Here is a 17,648-nt window from a genome sequence, read left to right as displayed (position 1 = left end):
TCTTTTCGGTTTCACTTACAGTCCACACAGGCTTTACCATTATTAACAAGGAGTTAGTCATTAATGACATGCGCTGTCACTGTGCTATGCCATTTTCTACTTGCTAATTTCTCACCTTCTCAGGGCGAGAGCGAGGCGGTGAAACACAGTCAAAACGCGCCTAGTGGAGTGATAGTGACCACCAACGTTGTCAAGAAAAAGGCCATAGAAGTAGATGACGGTCATCAACATGACTACGAAGAGCAATGGTTTGATATTTGGCAGCGTAGCTTTACTAATTCGATGGACTTTACAGTAAGGCAATTCGATGGCTGGTTTTACAGTAAAGAAAGCGATGAGAAGCTCATGGGTTCACAGGCTAGAGCCCAAGGGCGGGTTCAACTTGCTTGGGAACCTCGCTCTGGCATGTTAACAGATACCGATGTGCGGTTTCGCATTCGAGTAAAACTGCCAGCACTAGAAGAGCGGGTAGATTTGTTACTGAGTGATAACGAAGATGAAACCCAAGATTCAGCCATCAGAGCAGCGAGGGATACAGCAAACAACAACCGAGATCGCACAACTATCGCCCTTCGTTTTCGACCAGATCAAAACTCCCATTATTCTTTTAGAATTGGCGCTGGCAGGCGTGATCAGCTTTACACTCGAGCAAGGTACAGAGATGCGGCAGCGATAAGCGAAAACTGGGCTGTTTTATACGATGCTGAAGTTTATTATTTCACAAGGGATAGACTGGGCGCAGAGCTGGGCGCTGCTTTTCAATACGATCTAAACCCGCAGCATTTAATTCGACAGAACAACCGTTTCTTTTATCGCGATGAGACCGACGATTGGTTTTGGCGACATGAAGTTCACCATTTGTATTCCCTAAATCGTCACAATTCGCTCATTCCCCACTTTATGGTAGAGGGTCTTAGCCAACCCAACTATCGCGTTGAAGAGATTTACAGCGGCTTGAGATGGCGTTCAAATACGGTGAGAGATTGGCTATATTTTGACGTTGAGCCCTTTGTGTTGCTACTGCGAGAGGAAAACTTTTCTCCTTCATTTGGTGTGGCCCTGCGCGTAGAGGCGTATTACGGAGATGTGTCTAACAATTGTGTTTGTGTTGTAAGCAACTTTTTCGGTATAAAAAAGGCCAGTGTTGCACTGGCCTTCAAATGTTTGAATATAGTTGTTCGCAGTTGTGCGCGTAACTAAACGCTAAAGCCTAAGCGCTCTATCACCACGAGCAAGACCACACACACCCGTTCTCGACGACTCGATAACCTCTGCGCATTGGCCCATAGTGGCCGCAAATGCGTCAAGCTTGTCGGTAGTGCCAGTAATTTCGATAGTATAGTTATTGGCGTTCACATCAAGAATGCGGCCGCGGAAAATATCTGAATTACGCTTAACTTCCGCGCGCACTGACTCGGTACGGGTAGCGACTTTAATTAACATTAATTCGCGCTCAATGTGCGTGTTTTCCGTTAAATCTGCCACCTTAAGCACGTCAATAAGCTTATTTACCTGCTTAGTGATCTGCTCGATAACCTTGTCATCACCATGGGTAATGATAGTTAAGCGTGAAAGGCTTGAATCGTCTGTGGGTGCTACGCACAACGAGTCTACGTTATATCCACGCTGAGAGAATACACCAACAATTCGAGATAGTGCGCCAGGGGCGTTTTCCATTAATACTGAAATAATGCGTTTCATTAGGTTCGCTCCGTCTTACTCAAGCGCATGTCATCCATGGCTCCGTACTTAATTTGCATAGGATATACGTGTTCGTTTTGGTCTATAGCAATGTCCATAAACACCAAGCGATCTGTGTAGCTGAAACATTTCTCCATAGCGGCGTCGAGTTCATCTAACTTATCGACCTTAATACCAATGTGGCCATAAGCTTCTGCAAGCTTAACGAAATCAGGCATCGAATCCATGTAGGAGTGTGAATGTCGACCTTTATAGATCATATCTTGCCACTGACGAACCATGCCAAGCGCGCGGTTATTCAACGAAATAATCTTGATAGGTAAGTTGTATTGCAAGCAGGTAGACAGTTCTTGAATATTCATTTGAATACTACCGTCACCCGTTACCACTACTGATGTGGCTTTAGGGTGAGCAAACTGAACTCCCATTGCAGCGGGTAGGCCAAAGCCCATAGTGCCTAGGCCGCCAGAGTTAATCCACTGACGTGGCTTATCGTACTGATAATATAAGGCAGCAAACATTTGATGCTGACCCACGTCCGAGCTCACAAAGGCTTTGCCATCGGTGTGCTTATAGAGCGTTTCAATAACTCGCTGTGGTTTAATAACTTCTTCGCCCTGCTCATAATTCAAGCAAGCCTTTGCTCGCCAAGTTGCTATTTGGCTCCACCAATCGGCAAGCTTTTCAGGCTGAGCAGAAAGGTCTTTCTTATCCACTTGGCTAAGGATTTGATCTAAAACCTTATCTACCGAACCAACCACAGGAATATGTGCGTTCACCGTTTTAGATATAGATGCTGGGTCGATGTCAACATGTATGATATCGGCGTGAGGGCAAAACTTATCAACGTTATTAGTTACACGGTCGTCAAATCGCGCACCTAAAGCAATGATACAGTCGGCATTATGCATCGACTTATTAGCTTCAAGGGTGCCGTGCATGCCAAGCATACCAATAAATTGCTTATGTGTTCCCGGCATGGCACCAAGCCCCATTAGGGTACATGTAACGGGGGCGTTTAGCTTTTCGGCTAGCTCAATCACTTTGCTGGAGGCGTCACAGGCTACTGCTCCACCGCCAACATATAAAATCGGACGTTCCGCTTTCAACAGTGACTCTACTGCTTTTTTGACCTGTTTTGGGTGACCCTTTTCAGTTGGATTGTAAGAGCGCATAGTTACGTCAGACGGGAACACATACGGATGTTCGTCCGCCACACTCACTAAATCTTTCGGTAAATCAACAACTACCGGGCCTGGGCGACCTGTATTAGCAATGTAGTAGGCTTTTGCAATTGCCTCAGGAATATCAACTGAGCGCTTTACAAGGAAGCTATGCTTAACAATAGGACGTGAACACCCTACCATATCAGTTTCTTGGAAAGCATCTTCACCTATGTGCATAGAAGGCACCTGGCCCGATAGCACTACCATAGGAATAGAATCCATATATGCAGTGGCTATACCGGTAATCGTATTTGTTGCTCCAGGACCTGAAGTGACGAGAACGGTGCCGGTTTTGCCAGTTGAACGTGCATACCCATCCGCCATATGTGCGGCTGCCTGTTCATGACGTACGAGGACATGTTTGACATCATCTTGTGCAAATAAAGCATCATAAATGTCAAGTACGGCACCACCTGGATAACCGAACACATGTGTTACTCCTACATCTTTTAGCGCTTCAACCACCATGGCTGCGCCCGACATCATTTTCACTGTTGTATCTCCCGTAAAAGGTTGTGAGTTGTCATCTTTCGCTGACGATGTCCGGACTATATCGAAGCTAATAGGAAGATAAAACACCAAAATGAGGAAAAGTGAGATATATATCCCAATAATAGCAATAATTAGGATGAATATTTCATATCAAAGGCATTATTCACCCAAAATAGGATAATTATTTACAATCAGTTAACAAAATTTGAAATTTATCATCTGTTACGTTTGTTTTACGCATGTATTGAAGGCTAATCAGACACATCCACATCAAGATCGCTATTGTCATTGATGTCTTCGTCATTATCCGCGTCGGTATCGTCAATGACAGGCTTTTGTGAGCCATAGATGCTTGCGGTTTTAGGCCTATTTATTCGTCGTTGATATTTGAGCCACACCTTTTCTTGGGGAGTTGAAGGTTCGCGATGCCCCAAAGCTGACTCAAGATAAGCTTGTTCCTCATCATTTTCCGGAGTTATTTCGCCGTCAACCAGGGCGGCAAATAAACTTCCATGAGATTGCAAAAGCTTACTTTCGGAGATAGAAAAGTCACCAGAACGGGCAAAGCCATAAGGGTAGTTCTTTTTATCGACAAATAATTTACTCGCTACCTGCTGTTTTGAAATAACCGCCATATCCACCTCGTTCAAACTATATTAGTTGGGTGTAGCCAAGCGAGACCAATCTCTTACTTAGCGTAAAAATAGACTACCTATTTGACATATAACGACATGCTATTGGTAGGTTTAGTTGGGTTTGCAGCTACTGTCAAACCCAAAACACGAGGTAGTAAAAACTTAATATTTTAAATCAAAATAAGATGCAGAATGCTTCACGCAGCCTTGTACTATTTAGCGCTTCTCACTGACCCAAACGGTAATAATTCCATCTACAACAACGGTACCATTTGTATCGTATGCTTTTACTGAAATAGGCAGGTCACCAGGCTTCCATGCATCTTCTGGTACTTCAGCCACGCATCGAATATCGGTATCCGCTTTTGCTGGATACTTCACTTCCATCCCTTTTGGGATCCAACGCAAATACTTGGGGATAGACGCCTCACACATAAACCCCATCGCCATTTCCAAGCCATTACATATAGCAATAACGTGAACCGTGCCTATATGGTTTTCCACCACTTTGCGTTTTTTAATTAACACTTCACAGTAGTTTGGTTTGATATCTGTAATAACTGGCGAAACGGTAGCGAAATAAGGAGCCCTGCGCGCTGAATACCAGCTAAACAGCTTTTTGCCAAAGGGCAGTTTTAGAAATTTGTTGTAGGTATTGAGTACGTAGTTTTTTGACATCGTTATCTTGCCACTTTATGTATGATGAGAACAGTGGCCAATAAACCTATGCGCTTTTCTAGAAAAATTCACTAGCGCATATGCATCTGGTTTGACCAGCTTGAATATTAACAAAATAGTCGCATGTTACCTCTGTTGCAATAACCTTTTTTGATAAAAATTAATTTGCCATATAACAAATACAAAAAAAGCAGCTCAATAGAGCTGCTTTGAACTGTATCGATAACAGCTTAGTTAAGCTGCATGTCAAACCCTACGAAGTAAAATCTTCCACGGGCACTCGCCGGATAGGCAAAGTTCGTCAAGAAAGGTTCTTCGTTAGTAACGTTTTTAATACCACCGTACATTTTAACTGTGTCAGTTAGTACATATGAGAAGTTAATATCGTGCTGGAAAAATTCATCCATTACGACCGAGTCATCATAATCACCGCGCTCGTACTCTTCGATTTCAACAAATGCAACTAACTGCTTATCCATGTACTGCGTTTGCCAACCAATTTGTAGATCCTGCCACTTCCATGTCACGGTAAAGTTGCCTGCCCATTCAGGGCGATTAACTTCACCAAGCTCTGGGTTAACTTCGTTCAGATCATTTGGGTTAGTGAACTGGTCAATCTCGTTCACCTTTGTTCCAGAGATTTTTGTTAAAAACGTATGGTCATCAATTTCAAAGTCATAGCCCACACTGAAATCAACACCTGATGTTTCTAAGCGAGCAAAGTTAACCTGCGTTGAGCGCAAGAAGTTAAGGCCGCCGAACTGTGGTGAATTTGCATCGGTATTACGAGTAAACAAAGAACAGAAGTTTTCGTTTAAGTTTTCACCGATATAACATCCGTTGACGATATCATTGGAACTCACAGAACTAATCGCAGATTCAATCTCTATGCTCCAATAGTCAGCGGTCACCGACAGGCCTTCCAACCAGCTTGCCTGATATACGAAGCCCACTGTTGTCGTATCGGCTGTTTCCTCTTGCAATTCTGCGTTACCACCGGTAACGCCAGGGAATGCAGCCGATAGTGGATCGGTGTAAACATACTCACCTGCGTCGTTGAACGGGTTATAACCGATTGACTGGAAATCTGCTACACAGTTGGCTTGTATCTGATCAGCCGCAGCTGGATCATTACCGCGAATACCTGCAATCACGCTAGCATTACACGGGTCAGTAGGACGGAAAGTCGTACCTACTTCAGGGCCGAAAAGCTCTGTGATATTAGGCGCACGAACGGCCTGAGATTGCGACAAGCGAATCATGAGATCCTCGTAAGGCGCATACATTAAGTTTGCACGCCACGTCGTTGTGTCGCCAATAGTAGAGTAATCAGAATAGCGCGCAGCTAAATCTAACGTAAGCTCTTCAGCAAGCATCTCGCCTTCAATTAGAGGAATAGAGACTTCAACAAATACTTCACTTACATCAAATTCACCTGTTTCGTTTGCCGTTTTAATAGACGGCTGGAATACCAGTGAGTTATTAGACGAATAGTCAGAGATAAATGTTCCAGCTTGGAACTGTGAACCTTCAGGAATAATACCAAGTTGCCAATTATCGAAGGTCGCTTCTGATTTTTCTTTTCTATATTCCCCACCAAGAGCAAAGAATACAGGGCCGTATGGAAGTTCAAAATAGTCAGAAGAATCACCAGATAATGAACCACTCACAACGAACTGCTCAATGGTAGTTTTACTGCGGCTATCCTGCGTTACCCAATCAACCGCTTCTTGAGAAATTCCGCCTGCGCCGGCCCAAATATTTAAAGGTACACAGCTGCCGTCACCGGGAGTAAATGAAAAATAACCTGGGTCATAGACTGGAATATTAAATGCGGTGGTGACTTGAGGGGTATCAGCGTCTAAGTTCACACGACAGGTTGCCTCACCCGTTGAAGGGTCTGTAACCGCGTCGATTGCAGAGAAGAAACGGTCTACTACAACAATGTTTTCCGTTCCTTCTTGCTCAAACTCGAATCTTCCGTAATTTAACGCAAGGCTATACTGCCAGTCGTTTTCTAAGAAGCCTTCTAGACCGATAACACCACGTAAGGTTCTACGCTCATTCTCGATTTTACCTTGACCAATTCCAATAGGGTCTGCCGTAATAGCAACGCCACCGATTTCGCTCGCTAACGGCTGTATGAAAGAAGGAAGGTAAGGGTTATCTGCTGCACCAAATAATAGATCCCAGTATGAAGAAGGCTGACTTTCATTTTCTGTTGTCTGAACAACGTACTTAAACTCACCAAACACGGTACTTGTGTCAGTGAGGTCATAGTGGCCTAACAGGTTTACCGCAATTTTGTCATTTGGCGTAATTAGATAGCCACGCTGTTGCTGTATGGTGTTATAAGAATCACCACCGAAGCCTTCAAAGTTACCTGATACCAAGCCATCTTGAATAGGTCTGTAAGAACCATCTTCTAATACGTTCCAGCAACCACCTAGTACACCAAATGATGCGGCGCCAAACGAGCTGTTATACCCTGAGAAAGAGTCTAGGCAGTCTGGCGTACCATTACCATCAAGGTCGATATTGGTCGCAGGATCAAACCCCTCAAACGTATAGGGGTTTCCAGGAATAATGTAGCCATAACCCGAAGTGAATGGGAAAGTGCGGTAAGGAAGGACAGCACGTGGGTTTGCTGTCGCTGCACGGTTAAATAGCGCTAGCTCTTCAGAAGTTAAATTCGGTTGCGTATCAAAGGTGTCAACGTAATTTTGGATAAAAGCGTCTTGAGATGGAATGCTTAAACCGAAATTGAATAGGCCTGTATTGCCATAGTTGTAATACTGTGCCAAGTTGGGTGTACTTGCACCAATATCACCCTGTTGGAATCGTAAAGCAGGGTTAGTCCAATCGCGAGCAGAGCCAATGATTAAACCATTGTCTCTTTCACTTACACGCACACCTTCGTCATTTTGATACTCAACGTTTATTGCAAAATTACCTCTGTCGTTGTCAAAGTTTTCACCATACAAAGCTGACATACTAATTTGCTCACCATCGCCTTCTGACGAAATACCCGTGTTTACGTCAAATTCAAAGCCTTCATAATCATCTTGCAGTATGAAGTTAACTACCCCAGTTACCGCATCGGCACCATAAACGGCAGACGCACCGCCTGTGAGCACCTCTACAGACTTAATAAGTTTTACGGGAATTGAACCCACATCTACAGCAGCAGAACCTGCAACACCGCCAACGTGTCGACGTCCATTTACGAGCGTTAAGGTACGGTTCGAACCTAAACCACGTAGATTTAAGATGTTCGCTCCGTCTGCAAACCCTGAATCAATGGAACTTTCCGCTGTTGTTGATGAGAACAGTGCTGGAATGTCATTGATTACGTCGGTTACAGAAAATTCACCTGACAGCTGGATATCTTCTTCTGATATCGCTTGAACTGGTGAAGGAGATGCTAAGTTGGGATCACGTGCTATACGCGAGCCGGTCACAACCACTTTTTCGATATCCTTTTCATCAACGTCGGCATCTTCCTGAGCCTGAACAGCAGTTGTACTTAACGCTAGTGCAGATGCTACTGCACACGCGAGTACAGTAAGCTTATTTTGCTTTGATGAATCAAAAGCCATGTGTGTTTCTCCGAGTATTTTCTTATCTTTTGAGGCCGCTATTCTTGCTGATAGCTAATGGCAGAAAGACTAATTTTATGTACCTTTAGGTAAGCATGTTTGAGACGCGCTTGAGCGGTACTACTATTTACAGCGTATCTTTGCAAACTGTACTGACATTGCAGCCAGTGCAAGCTTTGTGCCCAACAATTGCTCGTTTATTCGCAATAAGGGCTTTTGAAGCCGCGAATTATGCATATTTATTTATAAAAATCCATTTAATATGCACTCATCAAGCATCCAAGGCGCACTTCGCACTACATTAGTGCAAAAAAAACAAACTTTCACGCCCGCTCACAAGGGATAAACGAAAAATCGGGCAAAATCAAGATAAGCACGCACCAAAACAAGGCAAATAGCCTTGAATATTGATTCAAAGTAAAAGTGAAAAGGGTATAAAATCGCGGCACACAGCCATCAAACCCAACAAACTTAATACTTTCGTATAAATTTGAGAAATATGCGGAAATTTGAAGGTTTTCGAAGCGAGAACAGGAATTCGAGCTCATGTAAAGCAGTGACCGACACTCGGTCGCGGGTCAACAGGGGTCGCATGAAATCAGACACAAAATTAAATAATAAAATGAAGTATAAAAAATTTGGAGCGGGAAACGAGATTTGCTAACTGACCGACACTCGGTCGCCGGCCCACAGGGGTCGCATGAAATTAAATTATAAAATGAAGTATAAGAAATTTGGAGCGGGAAACAGATTTGAACTCGTTGCGAAGCAATGGCCGACACTCGGTCGCGGGCCCACTAAGGGTCGCGCTTTTCACGCTCACTGAAAGTAAAGTTTACTATCAGGTTTAAAATTTGGAGCGGGAAACGAGATTCGCTAACTGGCCGACACTCGGTCGCGGGCCCACTAGGGGTCGCGCTTTTCACGCTCACTGAAAGTAAAGTTTACTATCAGGTTTAAAATTTGGAGCGGGAAACGAGATTCGAACTCGCGACCCCGACCTTGGCAAGGTCGTGCTCTACCAACTGAGCTATTCCCGCAACAAAAAGGCACTTCGTTTGAAGTGGTGCGCATTTTACAAAAATTTTGGGGTAACGCAACCTTTTATTCTACTTTTTTAGTGCCTGTGTTCATGAGTGCTTAAATCGTAAACACTTTCTCTCGGTAATAGCGCATTTCTTCAATAGATTCGCGAATATCGTCTAGCGCAAGATGCACACCTTTTTTCTCAAACCCAGATAGAATCTCTGGTTTCCAACGGCGTGTAAGCTCTTTAATAGTGCTCACATCAATACTTCTGTAATGGAAGTACGCTTCCAATTCTGGCATGTACTTAACCATGAAACGTCTGTCTTGACCTATTGTGTTACCGCACAGCGGAGACTTACCAGCTTCTACCCATTGCTGTAAAAAAGCGATGGTTTCGGCAGCTGCTTCTTGCTCGTTTACCGTACTGTCACGGCAGCGCTTTGTAAGGCCGCTTTCGCCATGCACACGAGTGCACCATTCATCCATACTGTCTAACACGCTATCGGGTTGATGAACGGCTATAACAGGCCCTTCTGCAAGAATGTTGAGCTGCGCATCGGTCACTATGGTTGCAATTTCCATAACCACACAGGTTTCCGGATCGAGCCCCGTCATCTCCATATCTATCCAAACAAGATTGCTATTGTCTTTGCTCATATCATTCCTCAGTGCATTACAGACATGGCAACCATGTCCTACAAACGTTATTATTGTATTAGTATACGTGAAACTAGAAAATAATCGTGGCGAAAAAACCAAAACTTACACAGAGACAGAAGCGTCAAGTGGCTGCTAATCGCAGCAAACGCTTACAGGAAAAACAAGCGACGTCTTTATCGGCAACACCCGATGAGAGCGCTCTTATCAGCGGCACCGTAATAGGCCGTTTCGGTAAGCACGCCGATGTTGAAAGCGCTGAAGGTACTATTTATCGTTGTCACATACGCAGAACTGTCGAGTCTGTAGTTTGCGGCGATACCGTATTTTTCAGTAAGGGAGATACCACAGATACGGGCGTTAACAGTGTTATTGAAATTGTAAAAGACAGACGTTCTGTACTAACTCGCCCAGACTTCTATGACGGTGTAAAACCTATTGCAGCCAATATAGACCGTATAATTGTAGTAAGCGCCATTCTTCCCTCTTTATCTACTAACATCATCGACCGATATTTAGTCGCTTGCGAAGACATTGGTATTACGCCACTTATCGTAATCAACAAAGTAGAACTGTTAAGCGAGGACGAGCGAGCCGATGTAGCGCGTCAACTTATTACCTATGAAAAATTGGGGTATGAAGTGCTTTATACCAGTTGCGCTACGGGTGAAGGCATTGAGGCGCTAAACGCTTACTTAAACAATAATATCAGCGTGTTTGTTGGGCAGTCCGGCGTTGGAAAATCGAGTTTAATAAACCAAGTACTTCCTGATGCAGACGAACTCACTGGAGAAATCTCTACAAACTCAGGCCTTGGACAGCACACAACAACAACCGCCAAGTTACTTCATTTACCCGCGGGGGGAGATCTAATTGACTCCCCGGGCGTGAGAGAATTTGGCCTATGGCATATTCCAAGCGAACGCATTACCTGGGGCTTTATAGAATTTAGAGATTATCTTGGCGGCTGCAAATTTCGAGATTGCAAACACCTCAACGACCCCGGGTGTCTTATCAGAGAAGCGGTTGATGAAGGCAAAATCAGCTCTGAGCGATTTGAAAGCTATCACAGAATTTTAGTTTCAATGGAAGAAAATCGCCCCAGTCATAGCCAGCCGCCAGGGGCGTAAGCTTCAGTGTGCAGGTAGTTTAAAACGTACTTATATCGACTTTGACGCATTCATAATCTTAAAGTTGTTTGTAGCAACGTGACATCATGTACAATTGCTCACCGAGAGCAAGCCTTTGTTTAAAAACGGAGAATTTTCAGTGTTAGATTGGCTTAAAGTTAACTTACAGTACGTCACCCCAAAGCACCTTATTTCACGCTTGGTAGGCAAACTAGCCGCGGCCGAAATGGGAAGTGTGACCACGTCATTAATTAAACTTTTCATTAAACAGTATAACGTCGATATGTCGGAAGCCCTTTATGAAGAGCCGACTCACTATAGAAGCTTTAATGCATTTTTTACTCGTCCTCTCAAACCCGAGGCCCGTACGATTGATACTAATGAAAACGTACTTATTCATGCAGTAGACGGAACGGTAAGTCAATTTGGTGACATTAACAGCGACAGCATTTTTCAAGCTAAAGGCCATGACTTTAGTTTGACAACCCTGCTCGGTGGAAAGCCAGACATTGCTGCGCCGTATAAAAACGGAAAATTCGCCACCGTGTATTTAGCACCTCGCGACTACCACCGTATTCATATGCCAATTGAAGGCACCCTCACCGACATGATTTATGTGCCCGGCGACCTGTTTTCTGTCAACCCGCTAACCGCTCAAAATATTCCTGGCTTATTTGCTCGGAACGAAAGAGTGGTGGCTATTTTCGATACCCCAGTAGGCAAAATGGCTATGGTGTTAGTAGGTGCAACCATTGTTGCAAGCATCGAAACTGTCTGGGCTGGCACGGTAACGCCTCCAGCGGGTCAGAATGTTCAGCACTGGTCGTACGAAAAAGACAGTGAAGCGGCGGTAAAGCTTGAGAAAGGTGCAGAATTAGGCAGGTTTAAACTGGGCTCTACAATTGTTGTTTGTTTCGAAAAAGACACTATCGACTTTGAAGACTTAGCGCCTGGTATGATGACTCGTTTGGGTGAGCCCATGGCAATGAAACGTGGCACAAATGATACCGACAGCTAATTTATGAATGCTGTTAAAAAAAGCCTGATATCGCTGCACCTAACTGTAATACTACTTGGCGGCACGGCACTATTTTCGCGCCTTGTCCCTCTAAGTGCTATTGATATCACGCTGATTCGCTCTGTATTCGCCTGTGTAGCGTTGTTCGCCTTTTTATTTCTCGCAAAAGATAAGGTGAAGCTACACTGCCGGCGTGATTATGCTATTGCCGTTGGTTTAGGCATACTGATGGCGCTGCACTGGGTAACGTATTTTGCTGCAATGCAATATGCCGGTGTATCTGTTGGAATGATTGCGCTTTTCACCTTTCCAGTAATAACCGTACTTATTGAGCCTTTGTTTGAAAAAACAGGGTTAGTCTGGCAAGACATAGTGTCTGCGCTTGCGGTTGTTGCTGGTGTATACCTCATAGTACCCGAGTCTACCCTTGAAAATGAGATAACACTTGGGGTGTTAATTGGTATCGCCTCGGCAGTGCTTTACGCCTTTAGAAACATTATTCACCGCAAACATTTCAAACAGTACAGCGGCGCGAAAGCAATGGCATGGCAAACACTCGTAATCTCGATTGTTATGTTACCAACAATAGGCAACAGTATTGCTCAAGCCTCAACACACGATTGGCTAATGCTGTTACTTTTAGGCACAGTATTTACCGCGCTTCCCCACGCATTAATTGCCGCAAGCTTACGTCACTTAAGAGCCAAAACATTTTCTCTTATTGCCTGCATGCAACCCCTTTACGGTGTTGCGCTTGCCATAGTTGTACTCGATGAAAGCCCAACCTTAAGCACGCTTATTGGTGGCATTCTTATAACGTCAGCCTCTGTTTATGAAACGCTTAATGCACATAAACTACATCAGGCTGATGATACCGATAAATAGGAGCGGTAATGCGAATTTTTGCCCATCGCGGTGCAAGTAAAGTAGCTCCTGAGAATACGATAAAAGCTTTCAAGGTTGCCTTTCAACTAGGTGCTGACGGAATAGAGTTTGATACCTATCAGCACGAAAGCGGCATTATTGTTTTTCACGATAGGCTATTGTTAAGGCGAGCTCGAAAAGCAGGTTATTTATTAGATACCCCGTGGACAGAATTATGCAAACTGGATATTGGCGAGGGCGAAAGAATTCCCACACTATCGGACAGTTTAAAGACGGTGCCACAAGGGCGATGGTGCAATATAGAAATAAAGCATCTTCACTGCGTTGACTCTTGGGTTAGAGAGGTAAAAAAAGCTGTTTTAAACAGTGATATCCAGCCGGAACATATTCTCGTTTCATCGTTTAACCATCATTGGCTGGCTGACATTTCAAAGCTATGGCCCGAAGTGAAAATTGGCGCTCTCACCGCAAGTTTTGAACTAGACTGCACGGCAAGTGCACGTGCGCTGAATGCATATTCAGTCAATATTGCGTTAGATGCAGTAGAAAAGGATTTTGTCGAAAAAGCGCGCTTGGACGGCTTCGACGTTTACGTCTATACCGTTGACGAACCTAGAGATATGAAACAGCTAGAAGCTTGGGGCGTTACAGGAATATTTACCAACGTGCCCGATATAGCGCTAGCGGTGCTAGCACCATAATTTTACTTCGCTTCGGTAGATAAGTGATTTGACAGAACAGTATTTTTGCAGCACTTGCATTGTCTGCAAAGGCGCATATTTAGCCAGTGACCGGTTACAATCAAAAAAGCGCCCAAGGCGATGGTAAACGGCTCGTATGACTCACCAAAAATGTCTTTAAACCAATAAATAACGCCACCGGTGAGTAGTAACACAAGGGGGTAAAGTCGGCCATGATAACGGGTTGCGCCACTGATTAAGGCAACTGCTCCCACAAGGATCGAGAAAGAAAGTATCGTTCTCTCAAACCATACTTGAGCAAAAAACGAAGATCCAATTAAGGGCAATAAGGGCACGAGCACAGGCAACGCCAAGCAATGCAACGCGCACAGACCAGACACCCAAATGCCTAGTTTGTCTAATTTCGCTGGATTGTCGTCAATTGGAGTCATGCAGACCTTTAAATAAAAAATACGCCAGAGACGTTATAATATAACAAAATAAGGGAAATGAAAAATCTCTTCTCATTAAACTTTTCTCAAACCGCTTAACTTTTTTATTTATGAGATTGTTAAAAAGGGTATTTTCCACACTCTTAATGACGCTTTAAAGTGCAGCGATAATAACGTTAATGCTTGCTACCTTGGTGATGAAATGAGGGTTTCGGTTGGAAAGGTGGCAATAAACTGCTCGCTACCATGAGATTCACGTTTTTGAGGGCAGTTTTTATTTGCAGCACAGCTACCTGAACTGTCGCTAGCATAAGGGGTGTTATCATGTTCCTCTTGAGCGGCAAAATAATCTGCCACCGACAACAGGTTAAATCCTTCTTCATCTAAATCTGGTAAATGTTGCTTTAAAAATGCAATGGTCTCAGGGTGTGGGTGTCCGATAACAACAACGTAGCCTGTTTGGTTGGCGACTTGCTTCATTTTCTTAAATTGTTTAGTTAAAAACGCCTTATCTCTGCGATGGTCTAAAAATACATGTCGGCTTGCATTAGGCACCCCTATTCGCTCGGCGACATCTTGAGCCTTGGTCGATACGGTTGTTCTACTGTCGACGAAAAAAAGCCCCTGACGTTTAACCTCTTTCATAAGCGCCTGCATTGCTTCTTCTCGGCCTGTAAATGCGCTTCCCATGTGGTTATTAATACCGATAGCATTAGGAACACTCTTGATTGCCTTGCGCAACGTAAAAGTTATTGCTGCTGGGAACATGTCGGTATGCAAACCTAGAGGGCCCATAAACTTGTTATTAGTAGCCTGCATTGGCATATGCAGCATAACCGGACGGCCTTCTTGTGACGCCTTTTGTGCAATGTGTTCAGACAGCGGCGCTTGGGGGAGAATAGAAAACGCAACCTCTTTAGGAAGTGAAAATGCGGCGATATCCGAGGGCCTGTATCCGAGGTCATCGAGTATGATAATGACACTGGGTTTCGCTGCAGCTAAATGGCTTGTGAAGCCACCTGCTAAAAGCAAGAAAAAAATGATAATAAAACGCACGAGTACTTAACCATATCCAATAAGGGTGATTGTTTTTATTTTTGTTTGGCTTTTTGTTTTGTAATGTCTTTTTAGTAATTTCTTTTTTTACTTCTTATTATGCAGTGGCGGAGACCGTGTTTCCCGGCAAACGTGAGGAACCTTGTTTTGCCCTCGGAAACCTTTTTTGTGCTCAGAAATATTTTGAAGCACCAAAATTTTTTTAGGTCGTTAAAGCACTTTTAATTATCAACATATCATTTATCAAAGAAGCATGTTATCAAAGTAACATGCCCTATTTTAATTTAAAAATGCAGTTGGGTTAATGGCTTTGCCTTTATGGCGAATTTCAAAGTAGAGATTCGGAAACTCTTGCCCCCCACTTCGCCCTACTAGCGCAATACGCTCCCCGCGCCTCACCTCGTCTCCGGCTTGCTTTAATAACGCCTGATTATGCCCGTAAACGCTCATGTAACCATCTCCGTGGTCGACAATAGAGACCAAACCGAAGCCTCGCAACCAGTCGGCATAAAGTACCTTGCCAGGGGCTATACTGTTTACTGGGTCGCCTTCTGCGCCATCAATCACAATACCTTTCCAACGTACCTGTCCTTGGCGTCGGTTGCCGAAGAGTTTGCGAATGCGGCCCTTAACCGGCGCGTCTAACTGCCCTTTCAATTTAGCCAACCCATCGAGAGTGATTGTGGCTTCGCGCGCAGCTCTTTCAGCGGCTATTCGCGCCTTTTCAATGGCATCAACTAACGCTTTTTCATTGGCTTTTAGTGAGGCTATTTTTTGGCTTTCAGACGCAATGGTTTTATTCAGTTTTTTGAGCGTGGCTTTACGGTCATTTTGGCGTGTAAGTAGTATGGCCCGTTGATTTTCTTGTTCGTCTTTAAGCTGTGCAAGTGCTTCAGCCTTTTCAACTAGTTCTTCATTTACTGTTTCGAGTCGTGCCACGTTATCGCGAAAGGTCTCGATTTCTTTTTGACGTGCTTTCGCAACGTACTTGTAATAGGTAATAACACGCTCGAAGGACTTTGCGTCATCTTGATAGAAAAGCATTTTGGCATAATCGTAATGACCGGCCATGAAGGCATTTTTTAATTGACTTGCTAATAAAGACTGTTGCTGTCGAATGGCTGACTTTAAGGTAGCCTGTTCTTTTTGCAGCGCGTTTTGCTCTTTTTCTACACGCTCTAGTGACTGTTTTGTGTTACTTAACGCCTTAGCTACTTTAGCAATCTCTAACTCAGACTGTTTAAGTACACCTTCTAGCTCATCAGCACTCGCCTTGCTGTTTTGCAGTACTTGCTGGCGAGCAACCAGCTCAGCTTGTAATTTAGCTAACCGCTCTTTTTGTTCAGACTGCGCTGCGTCTTGACCATAAACTGGCGTAGACAGGTGCATAAGCAGCCCAAGGAGTAAGGTAAAGAGTGAAGTTCGTAAAACCATAGAAGCGGTGAAGCCATCCTAAAAATCGAGGTTGCTTTTAACGCGTTAGCACGCAAGAGTATTTTCAGTGTATCTGAGCCGCTGTCATAATCCCAGTTCAATTTAGGCGTAATATCAACCAGCTAAACGAAATCGTAATGCCAAAGTGTATCGCAATAAACGGCAGGCTGGTTTCTCGTCAATTTTTCTATATACTTTGCACTCTTTTCAAGGTCTGTAGACAGGGTTAGCAGTAATGGATCAACTTATTGAATTTGCCAGCAACAACATTGTTCTTGCTGGTGTTTGGGTAGCGTTAGTGGGCATGTTGATATTCAGTTACGTCAGCGGGCTTACCTCATCGGTAAAAGAACTCAGTACCCACGAGGCAACATTATTGATAAATAAAGAAGATGCTGTGGTATTTGATATGCGTGCGGCGAAAGACTTTAACGCGGGGCACATTCTTGGCGCGAGACAGATTAAACCTGAAGAACTGCGCGAGAAAAATTTTAAGAAGCTTGAAAACAGTAAAGATAAGCCCATTATCGTAGTATGCGCTATGGGCAATCAAGCTCGTGGTACAGCAAGTGCGATGCAAAAAGATGGCTTCGCAAATGTTAATGTATTGAAAGGCGGGATGAATGCGTGGCAAAGCGCTAACTTACCCGTTTCAAAAAAGTAGGTAACCTTTTATGAGCAAAGTTGAACTTTACACCAAGCGCCACTGCCCATTCTGCCACCGAGCCATAGCGCTGCTAAAACAAAAGGGTGTGGAGTTTACTGAATATCCTATCGACGTGCAGCCAGAGCTTCGCGACGTTATGATAGAACGTGCAAATGGTGGCTGGACAGTACCGCAAATATTCATTGATGAACACCACGTTGGTGGCTGTGACGATATGATGGCTTTAGAAGCCGAACGTAAATTAGACCCTATGTTGGGTTTAGCATAAAGCGTCAGCGCGACAGCAACGCTATAAATTGAAATAAAACA

General features: G+C 44.0%; 16 protein-coding genes and 1 tRNA gene. 7 read left to right on the top strand and 10 right to left on the bottom strand.

What is annotated here, in order from left to right; all coding sequences use genetic code 11:
• Positions 1-63 precede the first annotated feature (63 nt).
• Complete coding sequence (locus BM528_RS02435) at positions 64-1,200, top strand: hypothetical protein (RefSeq protein WP_232230554.1); 1,137 nt, start codon at positions 64-66, stop codon at positions 1,198-1,200.
• Between the two features lie 3 nt (positions 1,201-1,203).
• Here the strand turns inward: BM528_RS02435 and ilvN are convergent, their stop codons facing one another.
• The 7 genes from ilvN to orn all read right to left on the bottom strand — a co-directional run bounded on the left by ilvN (position 1,204) and on the right by orn (position 10,017).
• Complete coding sequence (ilvN, locus tag BM528_RS02430; protein ID WP_071978508.1) at positions 1,204-1,701, bottom strand: acetolactate synthase small subunit; 498 nt, start codon at positions 1,699-1,701, stop codon at positions 1,204-1,206.
• Positions 1,701-3,419: an acetolactate synthase 3 large subunit gene (locus BM528_RS02425; protein WP_071978507.1), complete on the bottom strand. Its 1,719-nt coding sequence runs from the start codon at positions 3,417-3,419 to the stop codon at positions 1,701-1,703. Before BM528_RS02425 ends, ilvN begins: the two co-directional genes overlap by 1 nt.
• A gap of 251 nt (positions 3,420-3,670) precedes the next feature.
• Positions 3,671-4,054: a DUF413 domain-containing protein gene (gene maoP, locus BM528_RS02420; protein ID WP_071978506.1), complete on the bottom strand. Its 384-nt coding sequence runs from the start codon at positions 4,052-4,054 to the stop codon at positions 3,671-3,673.
• A 216-nt stretch (positions 4,055-4,270) separates the two neighbouring features.
• Positions 4,271-4,732 carry a hotdog fold domain-containing protein gene (locus BM528_RS02415; RefSeq protein WP_071978505.1) on the bottom strand — a complete coding sequence of 154 codons (462 nt, stop codon included), beginning with the start codon at positions 4,730-4,732 and terminating at the stop codon, positions 4,271-4,273.
• Between the two features lie 230 nt (positions 4,733-4,962).
• Positions 4,963-8,331 carry a TonB-dependent receptor gene (locus BM528_RS02410; protein WP_071978504.1) on the bottom strand — a complete coding sequence of 1,123 codons (3,369 nt, stop codon included), beginning with the start codon at positions 8,329-8,331 and terminating at the stop codon, positions 4,963-4,965.
• A gap of 964 nt (positions 8,332-9,295) precedes the next feature.
• Positions 9,296-9,371: transfer RNA gene (locus tag BM528_RS02405), tRNA-Gly, on the bottom strand.
• Positions 9,372-9,471: 100 nt separating this feature from the next.
• The gene (orn, locus tag BM528_RS02400; protein ID WP_071978503.1) at positions 9,472-10,017 is read right to left on the bottom strand and encodes an oligoribonuclease; all 546 of its coding nucleotides are present in this window, start codon (positions 10,015-10,017) and stop codon (positions 9,472-9,474) included.
• A gap of 86 nt (positions 10,018-10,103) precedes the next feature.
• On the opposite strand from orn, the gene rsgA reads away from it, so the two are divergent.
• The 4 genes from rsgA to BM528_RS02380 all read left to right on the top strand — a co-directional run bounded on the left by rsgA (position 10,104) and on the right by BM528_RS02380 (position 13,751).
• Positions 10,104-11,147 carry a small ribosomal subunit biogenesis GTPase RsgA gene (gene rsgA / locus BM528_RS02395; RefSeq protein WP_071978502.1) on the top strand — a complete coding sequence of 348 codons (1,044 nt, stop codon included), beginning with the start codon at positions 10,104-10,106 and terminating at the stop codon, positions 11,145-11,147.
• A 139-nt stretch (positions 11,148-11,286) separates the two neighbouring features.
• Complete coding sequence (asd, locus tag BM528_RS02390) at positions 11,287-12,165, top strand: archaetidylserine decarboxylase (RefSeq protein ID WP_071978501.1); 879 nt, start codon at positions 11,287-11,289, stop codon at positions 12,163-12,165.
• 3 nt (positions 12,166-12,168) lie between these two features.
• Positions 12,169-13,050: a DMT family transporter gene (locus BM528_RS02385; RefSeq protein WP_071978500.1), complete on the top strand. Its 882-nt coding sequence runs from the start codon at positions 12,169-12,171 to the stop codon at positions 13,048-13,050.
• Between the two features lie 8 nt (positions 13,051-13,058).
• Complete coding sequence (locus BM528_RS02380; protein ID WP_071978499.1) at positions 13,059-13,751, top strand: glycerophosphodiester phosphodiesterase; 693 nt, start codon at positions 13,059-13,061, stop codon at positions 13,749-13,751.
• Positions 13,752-13,753: 2 nt separating this feature from the next.
• On the opposite strand, the gene BM528_RS02375 is transcribed toward BM528_RS02380, so the two are convergent.
• From BM528_RS02375 to BM528_RS02365, 3 genes are all read right to left on the bottom strand, one after another.
• Positions 13,754-14,182 (bottom strand): MerC domain-containing protein, encoded by a 429-nt coding sequence (locus BM528_RS02375; protein ID WP_071978498.1) that lies wholly within the window; start codon positions 14,180-14,182, stop codon positions 13,754-13,756.
• 186 nt (positions 14,183-14,368) lie between these two features.
• Entirely contained in the window at positions 14,369-15,238 is an 870-nt protein-coding gene (locus BM528_RS02370) for a divergent polysaccharide deacetylase family protein (RefSeq protein ID WP_083595174.1), read from the bottom strand.
• A 279-nt stretch (positions 15,239-15,517) separates the two neighbouring features.
• On the bottom strand, positions 15,518-16,627 hold the full coding sequence (locus BM528_RS02365) for a murein hydrolase activator EnvC family protein (protein WP_071981114.1): 1,110 nt from the start codon (positions 16,625-16,627) through the stop codon (positions 15,518-15,520).
• Between the two features lie 280 nt (positions 16,628-16,907).
• Here BM528_RS02365 and BM528_RS02360 point away from each other — a divergent pair, with 280 nt between their 5' ends.
• Positions 16,908-17,336 carry a rhodanese-like domain-containing protein gene (locus tag BM528_RS02360; protein WP_071978497.1) on the top strand — a complete coding sequence of 143 codons (429 nt, stop codon included), beginning with the start codon at positions 16,908-16,910 and terminating at the stop codon, positions 17,334-17,336.
• Positions 17,337-17,346: 10 nt separating this feature from the next.
• Positions 17,347-17,607, top strand: a complete 261-nt coding sequence (gene grxC, locus BM528_RS02355) for a glutaredoxin 3 (RefSeq protein ID WP_071978496.1) — start codon at positions 17,347-17,349, stop codon at positions 17,605-17,607.
• The last annotated feature ends 41 nt before the right edge of the window (positions 17,608-17,648 follow it).

Source organism: Alteromonas sp. RW2A1, assembly GCF_001886475.1.
Classification (GTDB): domain Bacteria; phylum Pseudomonadota; class Gammaproteobacteria; order Enterobacterales; family Alteromonadaceae; genus Alteromonas; species Alteromonas hispanica.
Note: the sequence above shows the minus strand (reverse complement) of the source record. Positions and strands in the feature narration are given on the sequence as shown.

Coding starts and splice junctions, on each gene's coding strand:
- grxC (WP_071978496.1), top strand. CDS start 17,347: ATGAGCAAAGTTGAACTTTACACCAAGCGCCACTGCCCATTCTGCCAC.
- ilvN (WP_071978508.1), bottom strand. CDS start 1,701: ATGAAACGCATTATTTCAGTATTAATGGAAAACGCCCCTGGCGCACTA.
- BM528_RS02375 (WP_071978498.1), bottom strand. CDS start 14,182: ATGACTCCAATTGACGACAATCCAGCGAAATTAGACAAACTAGGCATT.
- BM528_RS02435 (WP_232230554.1), top strand. CDS start 64: ATGACATGCGCTGTCACTGTGCTATGCCATTTTCTACTTGCTAATTTC.
- BM528_RS02415 (WP_071978505.1), bottom strand. CDS start 4,732: ATGTCAAAAAACTACGTACTCAATACCTACAACAAATTTCTAAAACTG.
- BM528_RS02380 (WP_071978499.1), top strand. CDS start 13,059: ATGCGAATTTTTGCCCATCGCGGTGCAAGTAAAGTAGCTCCTGAGAAT.
- orn (WP_071978503.1), bottom strand. CDS start 10,017: ATGAGCAAAGACAATAGCAATCTTGTTTGGATAGATATGGAGATGACG.
- BM528_RS02365 (WP_071981114.1), bottom strand. CDS start 16,627: ATGCACCTGTCTACGCCAGTTTATGGTCAAGACGCAGCGCAGTCTGAA.
- BM528_RS02385 (WP_071978500.1), top strand. CDS start 12,169: ATGAATGCTGTTAAAAAAAGCCTGATATCGCTGCACCTAACTGTAATA.
- BM528_RS02360 (WP_071978497.1), top strand. CDS start 16,908: ATGGATCAACTTATTGAATTTGCCAGCAACAACATTGTTCTTGCTGGT.
- maoP (WP_071978506.1), bottom strand. CDS start 4,054: ATGGCGGTTATTTCAAAACAGCAGGTAGCGAGTAAATTATTTGTCGAT.
- BM528_RS02410 (WP_071978504.1), bottom strand. CDS start 8,331: ATGGCTTTTGATTCATCAAAGCAAAATAAGCTTACTGTACTCGCGTGT.